The organism is Pedobacter sp. KBS0701 (genome assembly GCF_005938645.2).
In the GTDB taxonomy this organism is placed as follows: domain Bacteria; phylum Bacteroidota; class Bacteroidia; order Sphingobacteriales; family Sphingobacteriaceae; genus Pedobacter.
On sequence record NZ_CP042171.1, the window covers coordinates 2,151,559 to 2,170,976 of the forward strand.

Annotated in this window: 14 protein-coding genes; 5 read left to right on the top strand and 9 right to left on the bottom strand. The window is 39.9% G+C overall.

Annotation, left to right across the window (positions count from 1 at the left end; all coding sequences use genetic code 11):
- Positions 1-534: 534 nt before the first annotated feature.
- Complete coding sequence (gene treF, locus FFJ24_RS08465) at positions 535-2,121, bottom strand: alpha,alpha-trehalase TreF (protein WP_138821085.1); 1,587 nt, start codon at positions 2,119-2,121, stop codon at positions 535-537.
- 137 nt (positions 2,122-2,258) lie between these two features.
- Between treF and FFJ24_RS08470 the strand changes: the two genes are divergently transcribed.
- Complete coding sequence (locus FFJ24_RS08470) at positions 2,259-2,432, top strand: FAD-binding protein (protein ID WP_138821086.1); 174 nt, start codon at positions 2,259-2,261, stop codon at positions 2,430-2,432.
- 102 nt (positions 2,433-2,534) lie between these two features.
- Here the strand turns inward: FFJ24_RS08470 and FFJ24_RS08475 are convergent, their stop codons facing one another.
- The 8 genes from FFJ24_RS08475 to FFJ24_RS08510 form a co-directional block, all read right to left on the bottom strand.
- Positions 2,535-3,341: a sialate O-acetylesterase gene (locus tag FFJ24_RS08475; RefSeq protein WP_138821087.1), complete on the bottom strand. Its 807-nt coding sequence runs from the start codon at positions 3,339-3,341 to the stop codon at positions 2,535-2,537.
- Positions 3,342-3,363: 22 nt separating this feature from the next.
- Positions 3,364-5,310: a heparinase II/III family protein gene (locus tag FFJ24_RS08480; protein WP_138821088.1), complete on the bottom strand. Its 1,947-nt coding sequence runs from the start codon at positions 5,308-5,310 to the stop codon at positions 3,364-3,366.
- A 31-nt stretch (positions 5,311-5,341) separates the two neighbouring features.
- A complete protein-coding gene (locus FFJ24_RS08485; RefSeq protein WP_138821089.1) occupies positions 5,342-6,853 on the bottom strand; it encodes a metallophosphoesterase in 1,512 nt (503 codons plus the stop codon).
- Entirely contained in the window at positions 6,850-7,788 is a 939-nt protein-coding gene (locus tag FFJ24_RS08490) for a DUF5017 domain-containing protein (protein WP_138821090.1), read from the bottom strand. Before FFJ24_RS08490 ends, FFJ24_RS08485 begins: the two co-directional genes overlap by 4 nt.
- A 10-nt stretch (positions 7,789-7,798) precedes the next feature.
- Positions 7,799-9,358 (bottom strand): RagB/SusD family nutrient uptake outer membrane protein, encoded by a 1,560-nt coding sequence (locus FFJ24_RS08495; protein ID WP_138821091.1) that lies wholly within the window; start codon positions 9,356-9,358, stop codon positions 7,799-7,801.
- 9 nt (positions 9,359-9,367) lie between these two features.
- Positions 9,368-12,811, bottom strand: a complete 3,444-nt coding sequence (locus FFJ24_RS08500; RefSeq protein WP_138821092.1) for a TonB-dependent receptor — start codon at positions 12,809-12,811, stop codon at positions 9,368-9,370.
- A 125-nt stretch (positions 12,812-12,936) separates the two neighbouring features.
- Positions 12,937-14,046: a FecR family protein gene (locus FFJ24_RS08505; protein ID WP_138821093.1), complete on the bottom strand. Its 1,110-nt coding sequence runs from the start codon at positions 14,044-14,046 to the stop codon at positions 12,937-12,939.
- Positions 14,047-14,140: 94 nt separating this feature from the next.
- A complete protein-coding gene (locus FFJ24_RS08510; protein ID WP_138821095.1) occupies positions 14,141-14,710 on the bottom strand; it encodes an RNA polymerase sigma factor in 570 nt (189 codons plus the stop codon).
- 151 nt (positions 14,711-14,861) lie between these two features.
- Between FFJ24_RS08510 and FFJ24_RS26005 the strand changes: the two genes are divergently transcribed.
- The 4 genes from FFJ24_RS26005 (at position 14,862) to FFJ24_RS08525 (ending at position 18,453) form a co-directional block, all read left to right on the top strand.
- A complete protein-coding gene (locus FFJ24_RS26005) occupies positions 14,862-15,005 on the top strand; it encodes a hypothetical protein (protein ID WP_168202415.1) in 144 nt (47 codons plus the stop codon).
- Positions 15,006-15,224: 219 nt separating this feature from the next.
- On the top strand, positions 15,225-15,947 hold the full coding sequence (locus tag FFJ24_RS08515; protein ID WP_138821097.1) for an SDR family NAD(P)-dependent oxidoreductase: 723 nt from the start codon (positions 15,225-15,227) through the stop codon (positions 15,945-15,947).
- Between the two features lie 136 nt (positions 15,948-16,083).
- Positions 16,084-16,935, top strand: coding sequence for an AraC family transcriptional regulator (locus FFJ24_RS08520; RefSeq protein ID WP_138821099.1), 852 nt, complete (start codon positions 16,084-16,086; stop codon positions 16,933-16,935).
- A gap of 417 nt (positions 16,936-17,352) precedes the next feature.
- Positions 17,353-18,453 carry a serine hydrolase gene (locus tag FFJ24_RS08525; protein ID WP_138821101.1) on the top strand — a complete coding sequence of 367 codons (1,101 nt, stop codon included), beginning with the start codon at positions 17,353-17,355 and terminating at the stop codon, positions 18,451-18,453.
- Positions 18,454-19,418 lie beyond the last annotated feature (965 nt).

A 19,418-nucleotide genomic window follows, 5' to 3' on the forward strand; every position in this document is an offset into this window, starting at 1 on the left:
AAAAACATTGAACACAAAACAGAGTGCCGCTGTTTTTTTGATGTGCTTGAGATTGTGCAAAAGGCTCATTGCTGGATTGACAAAGCGCTTTGGGTACTTTGGCGCTCCAAAGTACATTGCCACCGCGGCATAGAGCGGAAAAACCAACATTTATCTCCAAAGTATATTTTTTAAGATAATTAAAGCTTGATATTGTCAGAAAAGATGCTGACGACGCAGTAGCTACAAGATAATTGAAAATACTAACTTCTACTTGTAAAATAAATTCAGCATGACGATGGACCTAGACGAAAACGCTAAAAAACAAATGTAAATTAACAGAGGTGTGTCCACACAATAGATGTAGGCAGGAACCACGCAGTGCTCAGCGAAGCTAATCTTAAAGCTTATTGCATTAAGATCATTCATTATTTTTTGTTTTTTTTATCGGCATTCATGACGATCCTCGGGGCCTATTCAACGCGCTAAAATCCATCTGTCATTTTTATATTGACCTTTATGAAATAAATTAGCGCCAACTTGACAATTATACATTTACTTTTTCATAAGTTTCAAAAGTACGCCGTTTGTCCAGCCGAAACCGTCCTGTAGCGGGTATTCACCGCCACCACCTTTGCCCGAAGTTTCGACCACATTATATTTTTCCATTAACTTTCCGGTTTCTTTAAAAACAGCAATGTTCTGGTTTATCCATCGGGTCGTGATCGTATCGGCAAGTTGATGATAACCGTAATGGTGTAATCCCTGAATACTTACATATTGTAAAGGCGCCCAGGCGTTTGGCGCATCCCATTGCTCTTTAGTTGTAGTAAGTGTGGTAATCAGACCACCTGTTTTCAAAAAATCTTTCTCAATTCTTTCTGAAACAGCTTTTGCCTGTTGTGGTGTAGCAATTTTAAAATAAAGAGGAAATGAAGCGGCTAAGGTAATTTGATTAGATAGACGCTTACTTTTCCAGTTGTAATCTGTAAAAAAAATCTGTTTCGGATTCCAAAAGTACTTTAAAATGGCAGCTTTACGTTTATTGGCTTTTGCCGTAAACAAAGCTGCTTTAGTGGTATTTCCCGATTGTTTATTCGCTTCAGCTATCGCAATTTCCAAATTGTAAATTAAAGTATTCAAATCAACGGGTAACAAATCAGTTGTGATGATCTGATTAAAGCTTTTCCCATCAGCAAACCACCTGCTGCTAAAGTCCCAGCCAGATTCTGCTGCGGAACGTACATTGCGAAGAAAAACTGATGGGTGTTGTTTTGTTAATTTTGCAGCTTCAAAATCTTCCCGGTAAGATTCCTCACGGGGCTGGTCGCCGGCATCATAATAACGGTTTAAAATAGTTCCATCAGCTAATTTTACAGCGTGATTTGCGGCCTGCCCGTTTTTTAATGTTGCCGAACCTTTCATCCAGAAATTATACTCTTTTTCCAGCGCACCTTTGTATTCGCTTATTTTATAATCAGGATTATTTTGAGTAAGCAACTGAACCATTGCCGCAAAAAACGGAGGCTGAGAACGGGTTAAATAGTAGCTTCTGTTCCCATTCGGGATAAAGCCGTATGTATTAATCAGATAAGCGAAATTATCAATCATATCTTTCATGATTTCTGTTTTACCCGCCTTTTGCAAACCTAACATCGTAAAGTACGAGTCCCAATAATAAATTTCTCTAAATCTCCCGCCAGGAACAATGTAGAGTTTTGGTAAAGGGATTAATGAGGTTTGGAACTTTGTAGCTGTATCAGGATTTCGCTTCAGAACCGTCCATAACGTATCCAAATGCTTCTCAATACCGGCGCTAATATCCGATTGGTAAATGGCATTATGATTTTCGGGCAAAGAGAAATATGTATTAACAAACGCTTTTAAATTAAATTCCTTCAAGTCTTTCTGCGATTGATAAGCAGCCATTATTTTCGAAGGTTGCATTTTAGGAATCGCATCTGCGAAAGATTTACTATCCAGATAAATTCTCGCCAATTGTACTTTCTCAAATAAATCCGGGTAGGTCGCTCTCGGACTTAATTCTTTCTGCGCAAATAACTGACTCGAGATCAATAGAAAACAAACAAACATCGTTGTTTTAAAGAAGTAGTGTTTGAGATTTTGTTTTTGCTGGCTCATATTATTATATTTAAAATTAAAGCTAATCAATTTTGGGTTTAATATTTAGGCGGTTGTGTGTAAATTGAAACGTTGGATTGAAATTTTCGTTATCTTCTAATGGTCTGCTTTTTATTTACGACGCTAATTTTAGAACAATGAAACATTACATTGCGATAATTATTGGTGCCGGCCAGGCAGGAGTACCGCTGGCAAACAGCCTCGCAAAGGCAGGAAAAAAAACTGCAATTATCGAAAGAGCGTTTGTCTTTGATTTTTGTTGCCATTTTTTGTTTTTAATGACAAGCTACAACACACCTGCTACATTTTAGGACAAGACAATTGCAAAAAACTAAATACACTTTTCCTGCTGCAATGCATTGTAAGACCGAACTGCGGTAAACGCCGGAAAGCTTGAAACAGAATAAGGAGAGCTATTGTTTGCTATGCCAGCTTTGTACTTCAATCATCTTTTTTGCAAAGCGGTGCCCCAGGCTAGTTGCCGAAGGGCCATCGAAATGGGTACTATCTCCTTTATGAACCAGGCCCTCAGAAGTTGCCAGGCCCGTAAATGGTATGTTTTGCGGTACTTTAGCAAGTTCGGCATTAATTAACGCGTATTGCGCTCTATAGCGGCCAAGTTCGCCCACAATAAAAGGTAAGTTTGGGTTGCCTACTTCTTTTCTAATGGATTTTATAAGCGTATCCAGTTGTGCCAGGTACAACCTGGCTTTCTCCTCTGAGCTGTTGGCTTCACCCTGATGCCAGAGTACACCTTTAACAACTCCACATTTCATGGCTTCCCTAATGCGAAGTAGGGCATCATCATAGGGATGGGTACTGGTAGACTTATCGAAAGCTCCCGGCTTCCATCGTTCTATTGAAGTTCCGCCAACGGCACATGGGATCAGACCGATCTTAACGTTAGCATTTGCGTTGGCCATGTCTATTCCAAAGGCTAATCCGGGGCCTACACCATCTGCTTTGGGCTTATCAAAGTGCAGCGGGTTTCTGGCAGGTAGCCATTTATGATCCTTCGTGAACGTAAAAACCCTCGGGTGGCCCTGTTTTTGAAATTCGGGTGTTATGATTCCCCTCCCAGCCATGTTCGACTGCCCAATGAGAATATAAAGTTCAAAATCAGTGTTCTGGGAAAAGCAATGGCCAGCTAGGAAAATGATGAAGCCCATGGCTAAAAATACTTTTCTTATAATATGATTGGTTATAGCTAGTGTGTACATAATTCGATTTAACTTCCTGGGTTTAGTTTCTAATTTCAATTTGGTGCCAACCAGTTAGTTTTTTGCTTTTTCGTTTTAAGATTAGCCTACTCAAATTAGCGGGCCATGACGCTGCTAATCTTGCATCATCTATTTTTTTCAGTTCAACTTCAAAATCAAATACCTGTGGATCAAAAATTAACGATATGGTTTTTCCCTGAGGGTTTCTGATCTGGAGATTTCCTTTCGCTAAGGCCGATATAGTGCCGTTGATGAGAAAACTTAATGACGAACTTGTTCTAAATGCACTCAGCTTAAAATCTTCCCTCAATTTAATAACCTCTGTCTGATGCTCAAATATGAAAGCTCTCTTCCAGGTATCTACCTGTGCCTCTTTTGGGTAGGCCGTTGACAGTTCCATCGAAAGTTTGGTGACATCTCCTTTATTTTCAAAGGATACCTCTGTGGCCTGATAACTTTTTCCGGCCTCTTGCACTGCACCATTTATGGTTGGGCAATTATGCCAATCAGACCTGGTGTTCCAAATTTTATACCGATCAGGTCCAAATGTCTGCTTGTTATATACGCCTACACCAGCATCAATAATCAGGGGGGTGCCGTCTTTGTAAACTATAAAGTTGCCGATATCGTTATGGTTATGGCTTTCTGCATTGTTGCCACCTTTCACGGCAAGAAACAGGCCTGTAGCGCTTCCTTCGTTCTGTCTGGCCGTAAGTACCTGAACATCATTTAGCCAGGCATATTTTAATTGAGGTGCCGCTGGATTAAGGGATTTGAATTCATCCCTTGCTGCTAAAGAATTTACAAAGCCATTGATGTTACCGAGGTCAAAAGTCTGGTCGCCGTTATTTATTTTTCTGATGTATGCTGCATACTCCAACAGCTTTTTATCTTGATATAATTTGCCAAACTTATAAACCTTCGTGGGATCCTGGGCGTTTGATGCAGTAGCATCGGCAAAATTTACATAATAATTTTGATCGATGTGGACCTTGTAAATGTAAGCACCTATCTGATGGATAAGTTCACTTTTAGAGAAATCTAACTGATGGTTGGAAAATACCGAAAGCAGGTCGATATAATCTATCAGCGCACCGCCAGCTATTCCCCAATAGGAGGGGCCTTCGTCACAGCCTCCGTCAGGGCTATACGAATTGAGGAAGATATCAACGCTTTTCATCGATTTTTCGATCATCGATTTCCGTCGGCTGGCATCATCTTCCGCTAATATGGCCGAACTGAGCACATTCGTATTGGTGAAAATATTCCAGTTGTTCATTTTTTTGCTGGTATGGAAACCCATCCACCAAAAATCGTCCCTGTTAAGGTAGGGATCGAATATGCGCTTTTTTAATTCTGCATCAATTCTTTCATTTAATAGGGGATAAGAGACACTAAATTTATCTCCAAACAAATACTTCGCATACGATAAAATCATGCCGGTATGGCTTGCAAAGAGATCAATAACAGGCTCATTTACGTCGGGCAAACCGTTACCGGCCTTTTGGAGGCTCATGTGAGCAGGTAATGCCCAGGTACTTTCTTCGCAGATGAGTCCAAGTCCATTTACAATTTCATTTAAATATCTGCCATCATTGGCCACCAGTTCTCCAATCATTAAAATGTTTAATTTGTTTCTACGGGCGAAGTAGTTATTCTCATAATTTACCCTGTTGCCTGTAGTTTTAAATTCATTAAACTCGCTTAAGGTTAATAATGTCCATGGCCTTTCTAAAGCAGCATCTGTGCCTGCAATAATTTGTTTCTTTGCATTGTCTGGCAAGGCATTAATTTGTGCCCTAAGCATTTCCTTATTGGTCTTTTTGATATGGTCAACAGCAGCGAATACCCCGGTGCTGTTTTTTGCCTGGTACAAACCGAAGATGTAGGAGCTGGTGTCCACCTGGGCCATTACTCCATAATAATGGCATAAAACAAGGGCTAAAAAAAGCAATTTCTTAAAGGTCATAATTAGGTTAGTCGATTTTACTAAGCGTTGGTTAGTGCTTTAAATTAATACTTACTTTTTTAACGGTTCCGGCATTTACATCTGCATCAACATCAACAATGGTTAGCTTGCCGTTGTTGAATTGTTGGAAAACACGGCCGCCAGAAACCAAATATGCGCCTTTTTTCATTACAAATCTTACCCTGCAGCCAGGAAGTTCGACTGGTAACTTATTTCCAATTACGGCAACATTACTGGTGGCTAACCCAGCATTGTTAGACTTAAATGTGAGCGTTAAGTTCAGTTTAATCTTGTTATAGGCATCGGTAGGGTTGGAGCAGAAGCGTAGAGGGTCGGTATAAGTGAATTTTTCTCCATCAATGCGGATAATGCGGAAAAACCCAAGAATTTGTTCCCATCGGTGATTTTCGCCACTCCTGCACACTACTCCTGGTCTAATTCTAATGGTAGGTGTTTTGCCCAGCGTATCTACGTGGGGCGTGTGGATATGTCCATTTACAATTAAGCCAATTTTTTGTTCGTTGAGGAAGCCGGTGTCAGCCCGATCATGACGATGTTGTGCCATAATCCGCAACTGGCCAGGTCCGTTAAGAGCCAGGAAATTTCGAAGTATTTTGCCTTGCAGGCCCGACATCGGTTTTTTATTGGGAATGTCTTTCTCCTGATCTCCCAGATAGTCGTCGATAAACATAAACCTGGTGCCTGCATAGGCGAGTCCAGAAACCCTAATGCCGCATAAAGCATTCCATTGGGCAGCTTTAGCGGGATGGTCATCTTCATTCATCCCATAAAAATCGTGGTTTCCCGGAACCGAGAATACCGGAGCATTGATATATTGCACACCTCTGTAGCCTTGGGCACCCTCAAAATAGTTTCTGTATTTTTCTTCTATGGTGGGCAGTTTGGTGTATCCCTTAATAGTATCGCCACCCCAGCCGCGGGCATCCTTATTAAATCGGGTATAGTCATGGATCAGATCTCCGGTTACAATAACAAGGTCGGGTGAGATGATGTTGGCAACCGTAATAAACCGGTCCATTAGCTGCAGTTCTTCAGCAAAGCCATTATCGGCAGATCCAACCCAGTTACGGGAAATATGCGTATCGGTGATATGGATAAAGCTGTGCTTCGGAGAAAATTGCTTAACCAGTTTAACCGATCGTCGGGAAATTTCAACTTCTCCTGCGGCATAGACCATAAGGTCATACATATCTTGCGGACGGCCTTGCGGTACAGTTACCCAGATCTTATTGTTGGTGTACATGGTGGTATAGGTATCGTATTCGAACCTCCCTTTGGATATTGAATCTATCTTTAACAAAACCCTGTTATAAGGACCTTTGAGTACAATGGAATCAATTTGATGCTGGGCCTTATTATTGTACAGGATATGAAATTGTGTTCCCGTTTTTACGATGGCAGGCGAGGCCCGAAAAGGGTAGACGATTCCTCCCGCCGGGATAAAAACCTGAGCAAGCCCATTTTTGCTTACCAGCAAAAGGAAGGTAAAAAGTAAGTATATGCTAATTTTTAGTGTTCTCATGGTACTATCGTAATTTCTATTTCCTTTAAAAGTTCTTTTTTGGAATTTATCCGGTTATTTGATGTGGCAAATACAGCTTTATAAACACCAGGTTTGGTGTAAATGTATTTGTAAACTGATGGCAGGGTTTCAGAAATGCCCTTGATTGGAATGCTTTTATCTGGCCCTAGTATAATTGTATTCAAATCTACAGCTTTACTTACTGCCCAGAAGTCGGTTTCCACCAGTTTTCCTTCATTTGTAATGTTGCCACGGAAAACAATCTGTCCATTACTCTGCGTAATCGAACTTCTGTTTGGCTCAATTATTGGCCCGGACTGTACCAGTGTCCAGGCTGCAGTTAATTGATCAATTGCTGCATTTTTTCCTAATTCTGTTACCGTATTAAGGGCCAAATCCCTAATGGTCCATGTCCTTTGCGTGCCGGTCGCCGCATCCTGAGGTTTTGTAACGTAACGAAATGCAACATATAAAGGTTTGGTTCTATCGGTAACCAGGGTTGATAAATCTAGTGTGCCGGAAGGAGCATATACAGCGTTTGCAGAACCTAAGGTGACTAAATCTGTAACGTTTTTAAAATTTCCTGCCCTTATAGATTCCATATCAAATTTTCCGTTAAAATCTGAAGATAGATATACACTAAGCTGATTCGCCTGGTTTCCATTCTGAACCCGTGACTGAAAAGAAAGAGAAATGGATTGAATATCTATTTTCCTTCCACCGATGAATGAATAATTGTTCAGGTACTCTCCAGAGTAAAAGGAAACAAAATCCGGATCGCCATCTAACTTGAAAATAACCGTGTCGCCCAATTTAAAAGTGGTTTTATTAACGGTAGCGTTGAATTCAGGCATATCTACAGTCTCCTTTTTACAACCAAGGAAAAGCAGTACCAGTAGTATCGCAAGTTTTCCTGTTAAATATTTTGTTTTCATGTCCTTTTATTTAATATCCTGGATTTTGTCTCATTAAACTATTTAAACTTAACTCTAGTGTTGGAATAGGCAATAGCAGATTACGGGCTTTTACATTGGTGTAACCCGTTGCACCATACTGAAGATTGGTAGGCGCATTGTTTAGGATGTCATTTTCTACATCCTTCATCACGTTGATAAATATTCCCCATCTAATCAAATCGAATTTGCGAAGTGCTTCATAGCACAGTTCTCTGGAACGTTCATCCTGGATTATTGCGCGAAATTTATCTTTATTAGGAGCATCTACGGCAGTAAAGTTTCTCGCTTTAGCCCTGGTTCTTACTTCATTTAATGCATCAAACGCTAATTTGGTCGGTCCGTTCACTTCATTTTCAGCCTCAGCGTACATTAGCAATACATCGGCATAACGCAATAGCGGAAAGTTTGTTGGTCCGAAATCGGGATTTCTTTGAACCGCTATTTCATCCTGGATCCGCCACTTTCCGGTATCTCTGGCGTAGATATCTGTTGGCAGAAATGCTAAAGTATCTGCTAAATTGCCACTAGTGATTACCGGAAAATAATAGGTTGCGATATTTCTATTTTTACGAACATCATGGGCATCATCATATTTGCGGTACAATACTGCAGTTGCACCCACTTCGGCATAGCCATATAATTGAGGAGATGTATTACGCACCGATAGCTTTTTAGCAAAACCACCACCCGGATAGATTGGATTTGACAATCCATTTCCTACAACTTCAACCTCCCATAAATTCTCGTTAATATCATATTTATCCTGTGCATGATTAATGAAAATTTGCGCGTAATCAGGATTTAATTTGTGTACACCCGATTTAATAACCATCTCCGACCATTTTCTGGCCTCCTCAAACTTCGACACATCATTTAAAGGCGCGCCGGCCATTTTTAGGCAAACTCTTGCCAGGATGCCTTGAACAGCTGTTTTGCTCACCCTTCCGGAAAATCCATAATCTTTGATGTTACCTACCAAACCTTCTGCCGTGATCATATCGCCCAGGATCTGGGCATATACCTCTTTTTGTGGCGTACGGGCATGATCTACTTCTAATCCGGAAAGGGTAGGCGTCAGGATCAATGGTACATCGCCCCAATTGTGTACCAACTGGAAATAAAAGAATGCGCGCAAAAACAAGGCTTCACCTTTAATTCTCCCTCTAAGCGTTTCATCCATTACAGGCTTATTGATATTAGCCAACAACAAATTAGCGGAGTTAATTCCAGTATATAAAGAACTCCAGGTAGTGGTAATGGTGTTATTAGAACCATCGGCATTATAAACAATCGGATCTATCTTAGCTGCTGATCTTTTATAAAATGCCTCATCGCTGCCAAAGGCCAAATCAAAAACCAGGTTTCTACCATATACACCTCTGTTATTAAGTTGGCTATAGATACCTGTAAGTGCCTTGTCGAGGTCGCCAGCAGACAAGAAATAGGTTTCTGGGGTGGTAAAGTCTTTAGGTGCTACATCAAGGTATTTTTCACAGGATGTTACCGTTAACATGATGATGAGCAGAGGGAATAAATATTGTATTTTCATAACTGATAATTAAAAAGTAAGGTTTGCACCAAATGTTATTGTTCTGGCACGTGGATAAACAGACCAGTCGAATCCTGGTGTCAGGGCAGAGTTATAGGCCGAAACCTCAGGATCATATCCCTGATATTTGGTCCAGGTATACAAATTCTGTGCTGACAAATTAAACCTTAAGGATTTTACTCCTATAGATTTCATTAATTTAGCAGGCAGCTGATAACCGAGGGAAACTGTTTTCAAACGTAAAAAAGAGGCATCTTCAATCACTCTGCTGGAGTAGGCATTCGGGCCATATCCACCTGTTCTATAATAAGTATTGTTTGGGTTTTCCGGCGTCCACCGGTTGGCATAAGTTGCAAACATGTTTTGCGACGAACGGCCAAAACCTTCAAATACGATTCTATTTGCATTCAATACTTCATTTCCGTAAGAAAATTGGAAGAATACGTTCAGATCGAAACCTTTGTACGTAAAATTATTAGAAAAACCGCCGATGAAATCAGGGTTGGGATTACCAATTACGGTATAATCACTTGTATTGGCAATTCCATCGCCATTAAGGTCGCGGTATTTGATATCGCCTGGTTGAATATCTTCGCGGTCGTTACCATTTGATGCGATTTCGGGTTTGAGCAGGTATTTTCCTGAAGGAAGTTTATTAAAATCTGCATATTGATAATTACCTTCCCAAATTAATCCATAAAACATGCCTATGGGTTCTCCAATTTTAGCCATATAGGCTGGCAAATTCCTATAGTTTGTATCCCAGTTAATTTGGCTAACCAATGCTGTTTGATTTTGCGTTAGTGCAAGTACCTCATTACGGTTAAATGCGATGTTGAAGTTACTAGACCAGCTGAATGTTTTATTCCTGATATTTGACGCTTCTAAAGTAAACTCCAGGCCCCTGTTTCCTACACTACCAATGTTCTTAAAAGAACGATCAAAACCTAGTGAAGGCGGCAGGGTCGCATTGAGTAATAGGTCTTTAGTGGTTTTTTTATAGGCATCTACATTTAAGTTTACACGATCTTTAAAAAAAGATAACTCCAAACCTAAATCTGTTTGAATAGTGGTTTCCCATTTCAATTTATTATTGCCTAAATCTGTTGCAATCACTCCTCTTGATATTCCATTGTTAAAGGGATAGATTCCGGAGATAGACTGGAAAAGCGTAGACATATAAGCAAAATCACTTACCCTGTTATTACCAGTTGCACCTATTGTTGCTCTTAATTTTGCATCCGAAATAAATTTCAATGGTTTCATAAATTTCTCCTTACTAAAGCGCCACGCAATCCCACCTGACGGAAAATATCCGGTTTTATTCCCTTTGGAAAACTTAGAAGAAGCATCTGCCCGCATAGATAGGGTTGCTAAGTATTTAGATCCATAATTATACTGAACCCTGGATAAAAACGAAATAAGCGTATTATCGGTAGCGCTTGATGAAATGCTGTTTGGTACCCCTTCGTCTAAACCATAAACCCCAAGAGCTTCGTTTGGAATAAAGTTAGCCGTTGCACCAAAACCACTGGCACTTCTGCCTGAGATTTCAAATACACCAATTGCATTTAACTGATGATATTTTCCAAATTTCTTATCATAAGTAACCTGATTCGTGTTGACATAATTATTTACTTCAGAAAATGAAACTGAGCCGCTCACTCCACTTGCCTGGCCTTGTGGAGTTAAGGGACTTCCGGCACGTGTACCGGAACCGTCGAACGAATTTAACCTTGTCATTTCACGTGTGATACTTCCACCTACCTTAAACTTAAAATCGTTTAAGGTGTACTCTCCGTATGCATTGGCACTTAGTGAACTTCCGATCCTGTCGCGGAGCATATTTTCATAGTTCTTAAGGGGATTAAACCGCTTATCATTCACAATATCAACAGAAAGATCAATGTCTTCTTCTCCGACATCAACTCCCGGGTTTCCATTTACAGGTCTATATCCCCATACACTATACATCAATGCTTCAGATAAAAATGAACCTGAACCTGGAATAGGTGAACTGCCGAATTGCTTATTATGGCTATAATTGATGTTCCCCGCCAGCATGAACTTATCAGAAACGCTCTGGGTTATGCGCATACGTCCCTGGTAACGCTGGTAACCTGAAGTCACCAAAACTCCCTCCTGATCTAAATAGTTGCCTGAAAATGCATATTTGGTACCCTTTGTTCCACCGCTGATGGACAAACTGTGGTTTTGTTGTGCTGCACTCCTAAACATACGGTCTTGCCAATTTACAGCCTCTACATTACGATAAGACTCAAGAGAAGGACGATCTGCATTAATATATAATAAAGGAGCGAGATCTGGTATCCTTTCGAAGGAATACTTTACGAATTCGTAAGCATCAAATACCTCCATGCGCTGAATAACCTTTTGAGCACCATAACTGCCATCGTAAGCGATCACCGCAGTTCCCTCTTTACCAGATTTGGTGGTGATAATAATTACTCCATTGGAACCCCTGGCGCCATAAATTGCCGTAGCCGCGGCATCTTTTAGTGTTTCAATCGATTCAATATCATTTGGATTGATATTGTTGTTATTTGGATTTTCGATTGCAAAACCATCAATTACATAAAGTGGGGCATTTGTGCCTGTAATTGAATTTGCTCCGCGAATAATAATATTGATGTTCGACCCAGGCTGGCCGTCAACTGAGGTTACCTGAACACCTGCAATACGACCGGCCAAAGCTTCTTCGAAAGACCTTACTGGTGCTTTGTTCATGTCGGCCACATTCGCTGATCCAACAGATCCTACTAAATCTCTTTTTGCAACAGTACCGTAACCGATTACTATCATTTCATCCAGTTGTGAAACACTTTCCCTCAGCCTTACATCAATTATTTTTCTACCTGAGACGGCAATTTCCCTGGTATCATAGCCAATGGATTTGAAGATCAATATATCGTTATCATTAGGTACTTTTATCGTGTAAATTCCAGCGTTATCTGTCACCACAGCAAGAGCAGTTCCTTTCAATTGTACAATCGCCCCTGGTACCGGGCGGCCTGTGGTGTCTGTTACAGTTCCCCTGACTTCAATGGCTAATGACGGCGCCACTTTCTTTTCTTTAATGATTACTGTTTTTTCTTCGATGATGAAGATAAAGGGTTGTCCTGAGAGACAGCTTTCCAGTGCATCGGTTAGCGACACATTTTTGATGTTCACATCAATTGGCCTGGCCTTCTCCAACATTTGAATGTTGTATATAAAATGATATCCGGTTTGTTTCCTAATGTCGGCCAGGATTGTGGCTATCGATGCCTGTTTAAGGGAAAGGCTTACCCGCTGTGCGAAACTAGCAGCTGAAACGTGCAATAGAAAGGCGATTAGGAAAAGGATTGTTAATTTAATGCGCATAACCCACTGTGTTTTATAGAGCTTTGAGGTACCTGATAAAGCAGGATTGTTTCGTATGTAAAAATTCATACATTTGATATGTTTTGTTTGGTTTGAATTTGTTATGATGGCAATATTTAAGGCTTTCCAAAGCGATTGGCCAGGAGTGTTCGAAGCACTTCTGGTTTTTTTGGCTTAGCCGGTCGATTGTAATGTTATGGCATAACAGTTACCCTCCTTCCTTCTATTTTAAAATGAATACTTCCGGTATATTCCAACATCCTGAGCACTTTTGCTGCTTCATCAAATCGGGATACTGATCCCGTAAAGCGCTGGTCAACGAAATTCTTGCTATAGTTAACATCAATATTATACCAACGGGATAATTTTCGCATAATGCTCTTTATATCTTCGTTAGTAAACTGGAAATATCCCTGTTTCCACGCTATCGCCTCTTCCAGGTCTGTTTTTTGAACAGTTATTTGGTGGCTTTCTATATTAAACAAGGTTTGTTCTCCGGGTTTGATTAATACAACATTATTTTCGGTAACCACTTTGACTGATCCTTCCATCAGCGTTGTTTTGGTGAGGGTCTCATTGGGATAACTACTCACATTAAAATGTGTTCCCAACACTTCTACCATCTGTCCCTGGCTGATTACCTTAAATGGCTTGTGTTTATTAGCTGCCACTTCAAAGTAGACTTCCCCAACAATTTCCACGGTTCGTTCAGCAGCACCAAAAATGTTTGGAAATTTTAATGAAGATTCCGCGTTTAGCCAGGCTCTTGTACCATCGGGAAGCTCAATCTGATATTGGCCACCACGAGGTGTTCTTAAGGTATTATAGCTGACTTCGGGACCAGAAGATAACGCATTGGTGCCATTAAATGTTAATTTGCCACCTCCCAATTGTGCCACCATGGCTCCGTTCTTAGCTGTCATTAGCCCGGCTTTTGCATTGGATAATGGTATAACCGTTCCATCTGATAAAAGCAGTTCGGCCTGATTTGTTCCTGGCATTATCCTGGAAATGCTGACCGGCTTTTGATTATTGCGTTGTTCATTTGAATGATAGAAGAAAAGGCATATTGCCAGGCAGGCCGCGGCGCTCGTGATCACTAACCAATTTAGTCTTCTGGGTGGCTGGCTGGCTTTTCTTAGTTCCTTCCAGATATTGTTGTCCAGTTCCGCGTAGTCTGGGTGGCCGGGATCTTCAGCCGAAGCTGCCGTAGAATTATACCAGGATTCGACGATAGTACGTTCTTCTGGTGTACAAGTATGGTCAAGGTATTTCCTAATTAACTCTTCTGGTGTGCTACTCATATCTATCCGAATGTCGGTGTTATAGGTAGAGTAGGTTAACTAAAACGAAAGTGGTAGCCGAATTTGATTTTTTTTTCTACAGCCAAAAAACCAGTTAAAGACAAATGCTTCCCAGTTTCAGGCGTAGGATCTTAAGTGCGTTATAGATCTGCTTTTTAACGGTCTGGTCTGAGATATCCATTTGCATGCTGATTTGCTGATAGCTGAAATGAGATTTTCTGCTGAGTTCAAACGCTTCGCGCATTTTTGTAGGAAGCATGGAAATTTCATGCTCGATTATTCTGCTCAGTTCATTTTCTCTTACCGCATGATCTGTGGTGTATTCACCTTGTTCTATAAAGTCTCCCAACGATTTCAGATGGTCTTTACGCACTTTTCTTTTATCGATTAGATCAAATACCTTGTACCTGATCATGCCATATAGATAGGAGCTGAGCGAGGTTTCTATATTTAGCGCTGGTGCCTTATTCCAAAGCGTCAAAAACAAATCCTGTATCAGGTCTCTAGCTTCTTCATCATTGGATAACATCCGTCTGGCATGACGAAACAGCATAACCCAGTAACGGCAATATATTTCCTGGTAAGCTGTTTGGTCACTGAGTTTCAACAGTTTTATCAACTCACCGTCAACAAGATCTTTATAAGCAGTTGCACGGTATTCCATATTAACTTCAGCTTTTAGGCACGAACAAAGATAATTCGGCTATGTTAAGCTATAATTAATAAATGATAGGGGTTTTATTAACTACCGGATTATATTTAATTGAGATATACCTTTGAAAACTGATGGTTTGCGCAGTTTGGTTGGTTAGCAAATGGACACATCAATCACTGGTTTTCTTGCCGCAGTGCATATCAGCAGTGAAGTTGGCTTTCATGTTGCAAAATTTTTACCAGTTCAGGCAGGGCAAAACAAAATCGGTGCAATTGATAGTATGAATTGGAAGATGACGAGTTAAAAATCTTAAGTTATGGCGAAAATATTCATCACAGGCCCGGCCGATGGGCTGGGTTTATTGACAGCAAGGCAGTTGATTTAGGTAGGAAAATTAATCCGTGAATTGTCCTGTAACTGCCCTGATTGTTGTCTTGTAATACCTCAGCCTGCTACGTTTCTTTGTATCATAGAAATTAATGACAGCATAAGCTAAACAGCTTTGTTTAAAACAAAAGGAATTATGAAAACTGTATTGATTACCGGGGCAAACAAAGGAATCGGATTTGAAACTGCCAGGCAACTGGCCCAATTAAACTACTTTGTGTACTTAGGCAGCAGGAACAATAAACGTGGACTTGAAGCCATTCAAAAGATGAATGATCTCGGCATAACGAATGTAGCAAATATTCAAATTGATGTTGCCGATATAAATTCTGTACGCCAGGCGAGGCAGGAGCTGGAGGGTAAAATTAGCGCGTTAGACATTTTGATCAACAATGCGGCGACAGGTGGGGTATTACCTCAGGATTTCTCTACCCTTGATTTAAAAAACTTACGGGAGATTTTCGACACCAACTTTTTCGGTGTTATACAAACCACCCAGGAGTTCCTGCCATTGCTGCGAAAATCGGAGCGATCATCCATTATCAACGTTTCCAGTGAAGTGGGTTCACTCACCGCGCTGAGCGCACCGGGAGGAAACCCCAGCCGGGATAAATTCCATGCCTATGGTTCTTCTAAAACCGCACTGAACGCATTCACCGTAATGCTGGCAAACGAACTTCGTAACAGCGGCATCAGCGTTAACAGTGTCACTCCTGGTCATACCGCTACCGACCTTAACCAATTCCAGGGAACCAGGACGGTAGAACAAGGTGCCATGCCAATTGTTAAACTGGCCACTGGTCTTGAGCATGGAATTACGGCTAAATTCTTTAAAGAAGGGGGCGAGGCCTCCTGGTAATTCACCAACAAGGAACTACAAGCATGATATCACAGTGGTTTGCCTGATCAAGCTTCCTAAAGTACAGGTGGCAAAGATTGCTCATTCAAATGCAGATAAACTTCTGAATTTAAAGATATAAAGTAATTTTGTATTAATGAAGAGCATTCCAGTAGATCAGTTGCAAAATAAGACCAATACAGGTCTTCAGGTCATCGCTTTTAAAGCTGATGACAAACCGCATCAAAACCAGATTTATGATGTTCACAGGGATGATCATTATATATTTTTCATTCTAAAAAAAGGTTCAGGAAAACTCAGGGTTGAATTTCAGGACATCACCGTTCCTGCCGGGCACATTTACTATGTATTGCCTTCACAAATTCATACCAAAGTACAGGGCGACCAGGCCGAAGGCTGGTTCCTTGCTGTAGACACTTCATTAATTGCGGGCAGCTTAAGAGATGTTTTTGAGAACAGGCTGAATCTCCAGTTACCCGGTAAATTATCCAAATACGAATTAACCCAATACGAAACCCTGCTTGGCCTTCTGCATAATGAGTTTACCCAGCGGCAAGGTAATCCATATTACCTGCCGATTATCCACGCCCTTGTCCAATCGTTTTTGGGAATGGCCGCCAGTAGCTATAATTCTTCAGACACCATAGCAAATAAACATACCCGCTCAGCGGAAATCGCCCGGAAGTTCAAAAATCTACTTTCAATAAATATAAAGGCCATAAAAAATCCATCTGCTTATGCTTCAATGCTTAATATATCAACAGGTCACCTAAATGAGGCGATAAAGGGTGTTACAGGTTCAACGGTAAGCTATTGGATACAGCAGGAAGTGTGCACTGAAGCTAAATGTTTATTGTATCACAGCGACGCGGATGTGAAAGAGATTGCTCATGAATTAGGATTTAATGATTACGCTTATTTCATTCGCGCTTTCAGAAAAGTGTGCGGAATCTCTCCTTTAAAATTCAGATCGCTTAACCGGAAGTAAAAAACCGGCACTTGCAGTTAGGGAGTCTGTTGTCATTTAAGAGAAACCATTTTAGGCTTATTTTTAAATTCTGCTACCATTTGCCATCTAAATACTGGTATGTTATTTATAACATATTTATATATACAGTTAACAAGCATTATATTCCATCTGAATATCACTTTCTATAATATAAAATTCCAGTGTGTAATTAAAGATGAACAAAGGCCTTTTATTGGTAGTTATAATTTTTTTATTTGCTTGTAGGAACGATAGAGGCAATCAGAAAGTTGGCAAGGTATAACCAAAAAAGGGGTTGAAGTGTTAAATTGAACTTTTGTGCTTCTATCAAAATTTGTATATTTACTGAACTAAAGGCATCAAATCCCGCCCTTCGGCAATAACTGCCAAGTTACAGGCAATTCTACAGAACATGCTATGAGAAAAACATTCTTACTGATTACAATTGGGCTTTTATCATTTAATCTCACATTTGGTCAGTCTGCGCAATACAAGCAACTTGACAGCTTATTTAACGCGCTTTTTAAGCAGAAAATGTTTAATGGAAATGTGCTGATTGCAGACAAAGGGAAAATGATATTTGAAAAAAGTTATGGTCTTGCTAATGAGAAAACCGGACAAAAACTTAATAACCAAACCATATTTGAGTTGGCATCTGTTTCCAAACAATTTACGGCGATGGGAATTGTTTTGTTAGAAAAACAAGGAAAACTGAACTATGATGACAAAATTTCGAAATACATTCCCGAATTAGCTTTTTACGGAAATATCAGCATCAGAAATTTACTTAATCACACTGGCGGGCTTCCTGACTATATGGAGATTTTTGAAGAAAAGTGGGATAAAACAAAATTTGCTACCAATCAGGATATTGTAGATGTCTTCGCGAAATACAGACCAAAAGTTATTTTTCAACCAGGCGAAAAATACCAGTACAGCGATACAGGTTATACTTTGTTAGCGTTGATAATAGAAAAAGTATCAGATAAGACATTTGGACAGTTTTTGAGTGAAAACATATTTCAACCCTTAAAAATGAGAAATACGTTTGTCTATAGAAGTAGATTTGAACCAAAACAAATAAAGAATTATGCTCTTGGTTATGTTACAGATAGCTTAGGACACAAAGTACTTCCAGATAGTTTTGGAAAAGAGTTTTACACGTATTACCTAGATGGAATAGTAGGTGACGGAACCGTAAACGCTACAGCAGATGATCTGTTAAAATGGGACAGAGCACTTTATACCAATAAATTGGTAGATGCAAAAGATAAAGAACTTATATTTAATTCTGCAAAAACCAGCGATGGAAAAGAAACCAATTATGGATTTGGTTGGTTCGTAGGGAATTCGAAAAAATATGGCAAAATTGTCTATCATACCGGAGGTTGGCCAGGGTATTCCACTTATATAGAAAGGCATTTAGATAATGATAAAACGATAATAATCCTGCAAAATCATTCGGAAGCAAAAATAAATTCATTTCTGCAAAAAGTAAGAACGATATTGTATAATTAATCATAAAAAAAGAAAATGTATACTTTTTAAGGGAAGACCAGGATCGTTGCCTCATCTAACTTTTAGCTTTTAACCATTTCAAATACCCGGTATTTCTTTAGGTACCTGAAAAATTCTAAAATTTTAGAAGGTACAATTTCACCTTTCTTACCAGAGCCTTAATTCCGCGTTTGTAAAAAACAAGATCCCGTTTGCCCTTTAATTTTGATCATTCCATTCCTGACAGCCATAATTTTAGTATATTAGGATAATCAAAAGGATGATCACCCAACTCAATCCGTCTTATTAAAAATCTCCAAAAAAAATATTCCAAATTCCACCTTCACGCCACATTTACCCCAAGTTTAGGCCACCTTCCGGCCAGGCTTGCGTGGTACTTACTTGCACACTACTTCAACCTTACTTCGGTTGAGTTGTAGCCCTGGTGTAGGTCAGGTAGGTCAAAGATTTACCTCGCTTTAAATTGGCAGGTTAACAATAGCTCAAAAACAGATAAGGAGAAAGTTAGCCAAAGGTATTGTTGGTGTATAGCTGTGTCGGAGAAGCCCGGGTAAAAAGGGCAATAAACGGCTATTCGGGATTTTAGCATAGTAATCCTTTTTAAATAAAAAAATCCTGCAATGAGCGTTGGAGGATTTCTGTGATACCCGCTGGGATTTGCACCTTGATTAAATATCAGCGATTATTCATTATCTAGGAGATTTTGGATTTGATAATCACCGAATGACTCACCTTTTACTTGTATCTTTTAGTTGCAATTGCTATATTTTAAATATACTAAAATTAAGTTTAAATTCAATTTAAGATTTCTCAATGAATTCCTTCCAAGACAGCAACAACGCCTCTAAGTATGCAATAGGCACTATTTTGTTTTCATCAAAGTATATGTAATCTTCCCCTAACTAGCTACGTTCAAAACTAAAGAATTCCAATTCATATTGCTGTTATTATCTTGCTGTAATGTG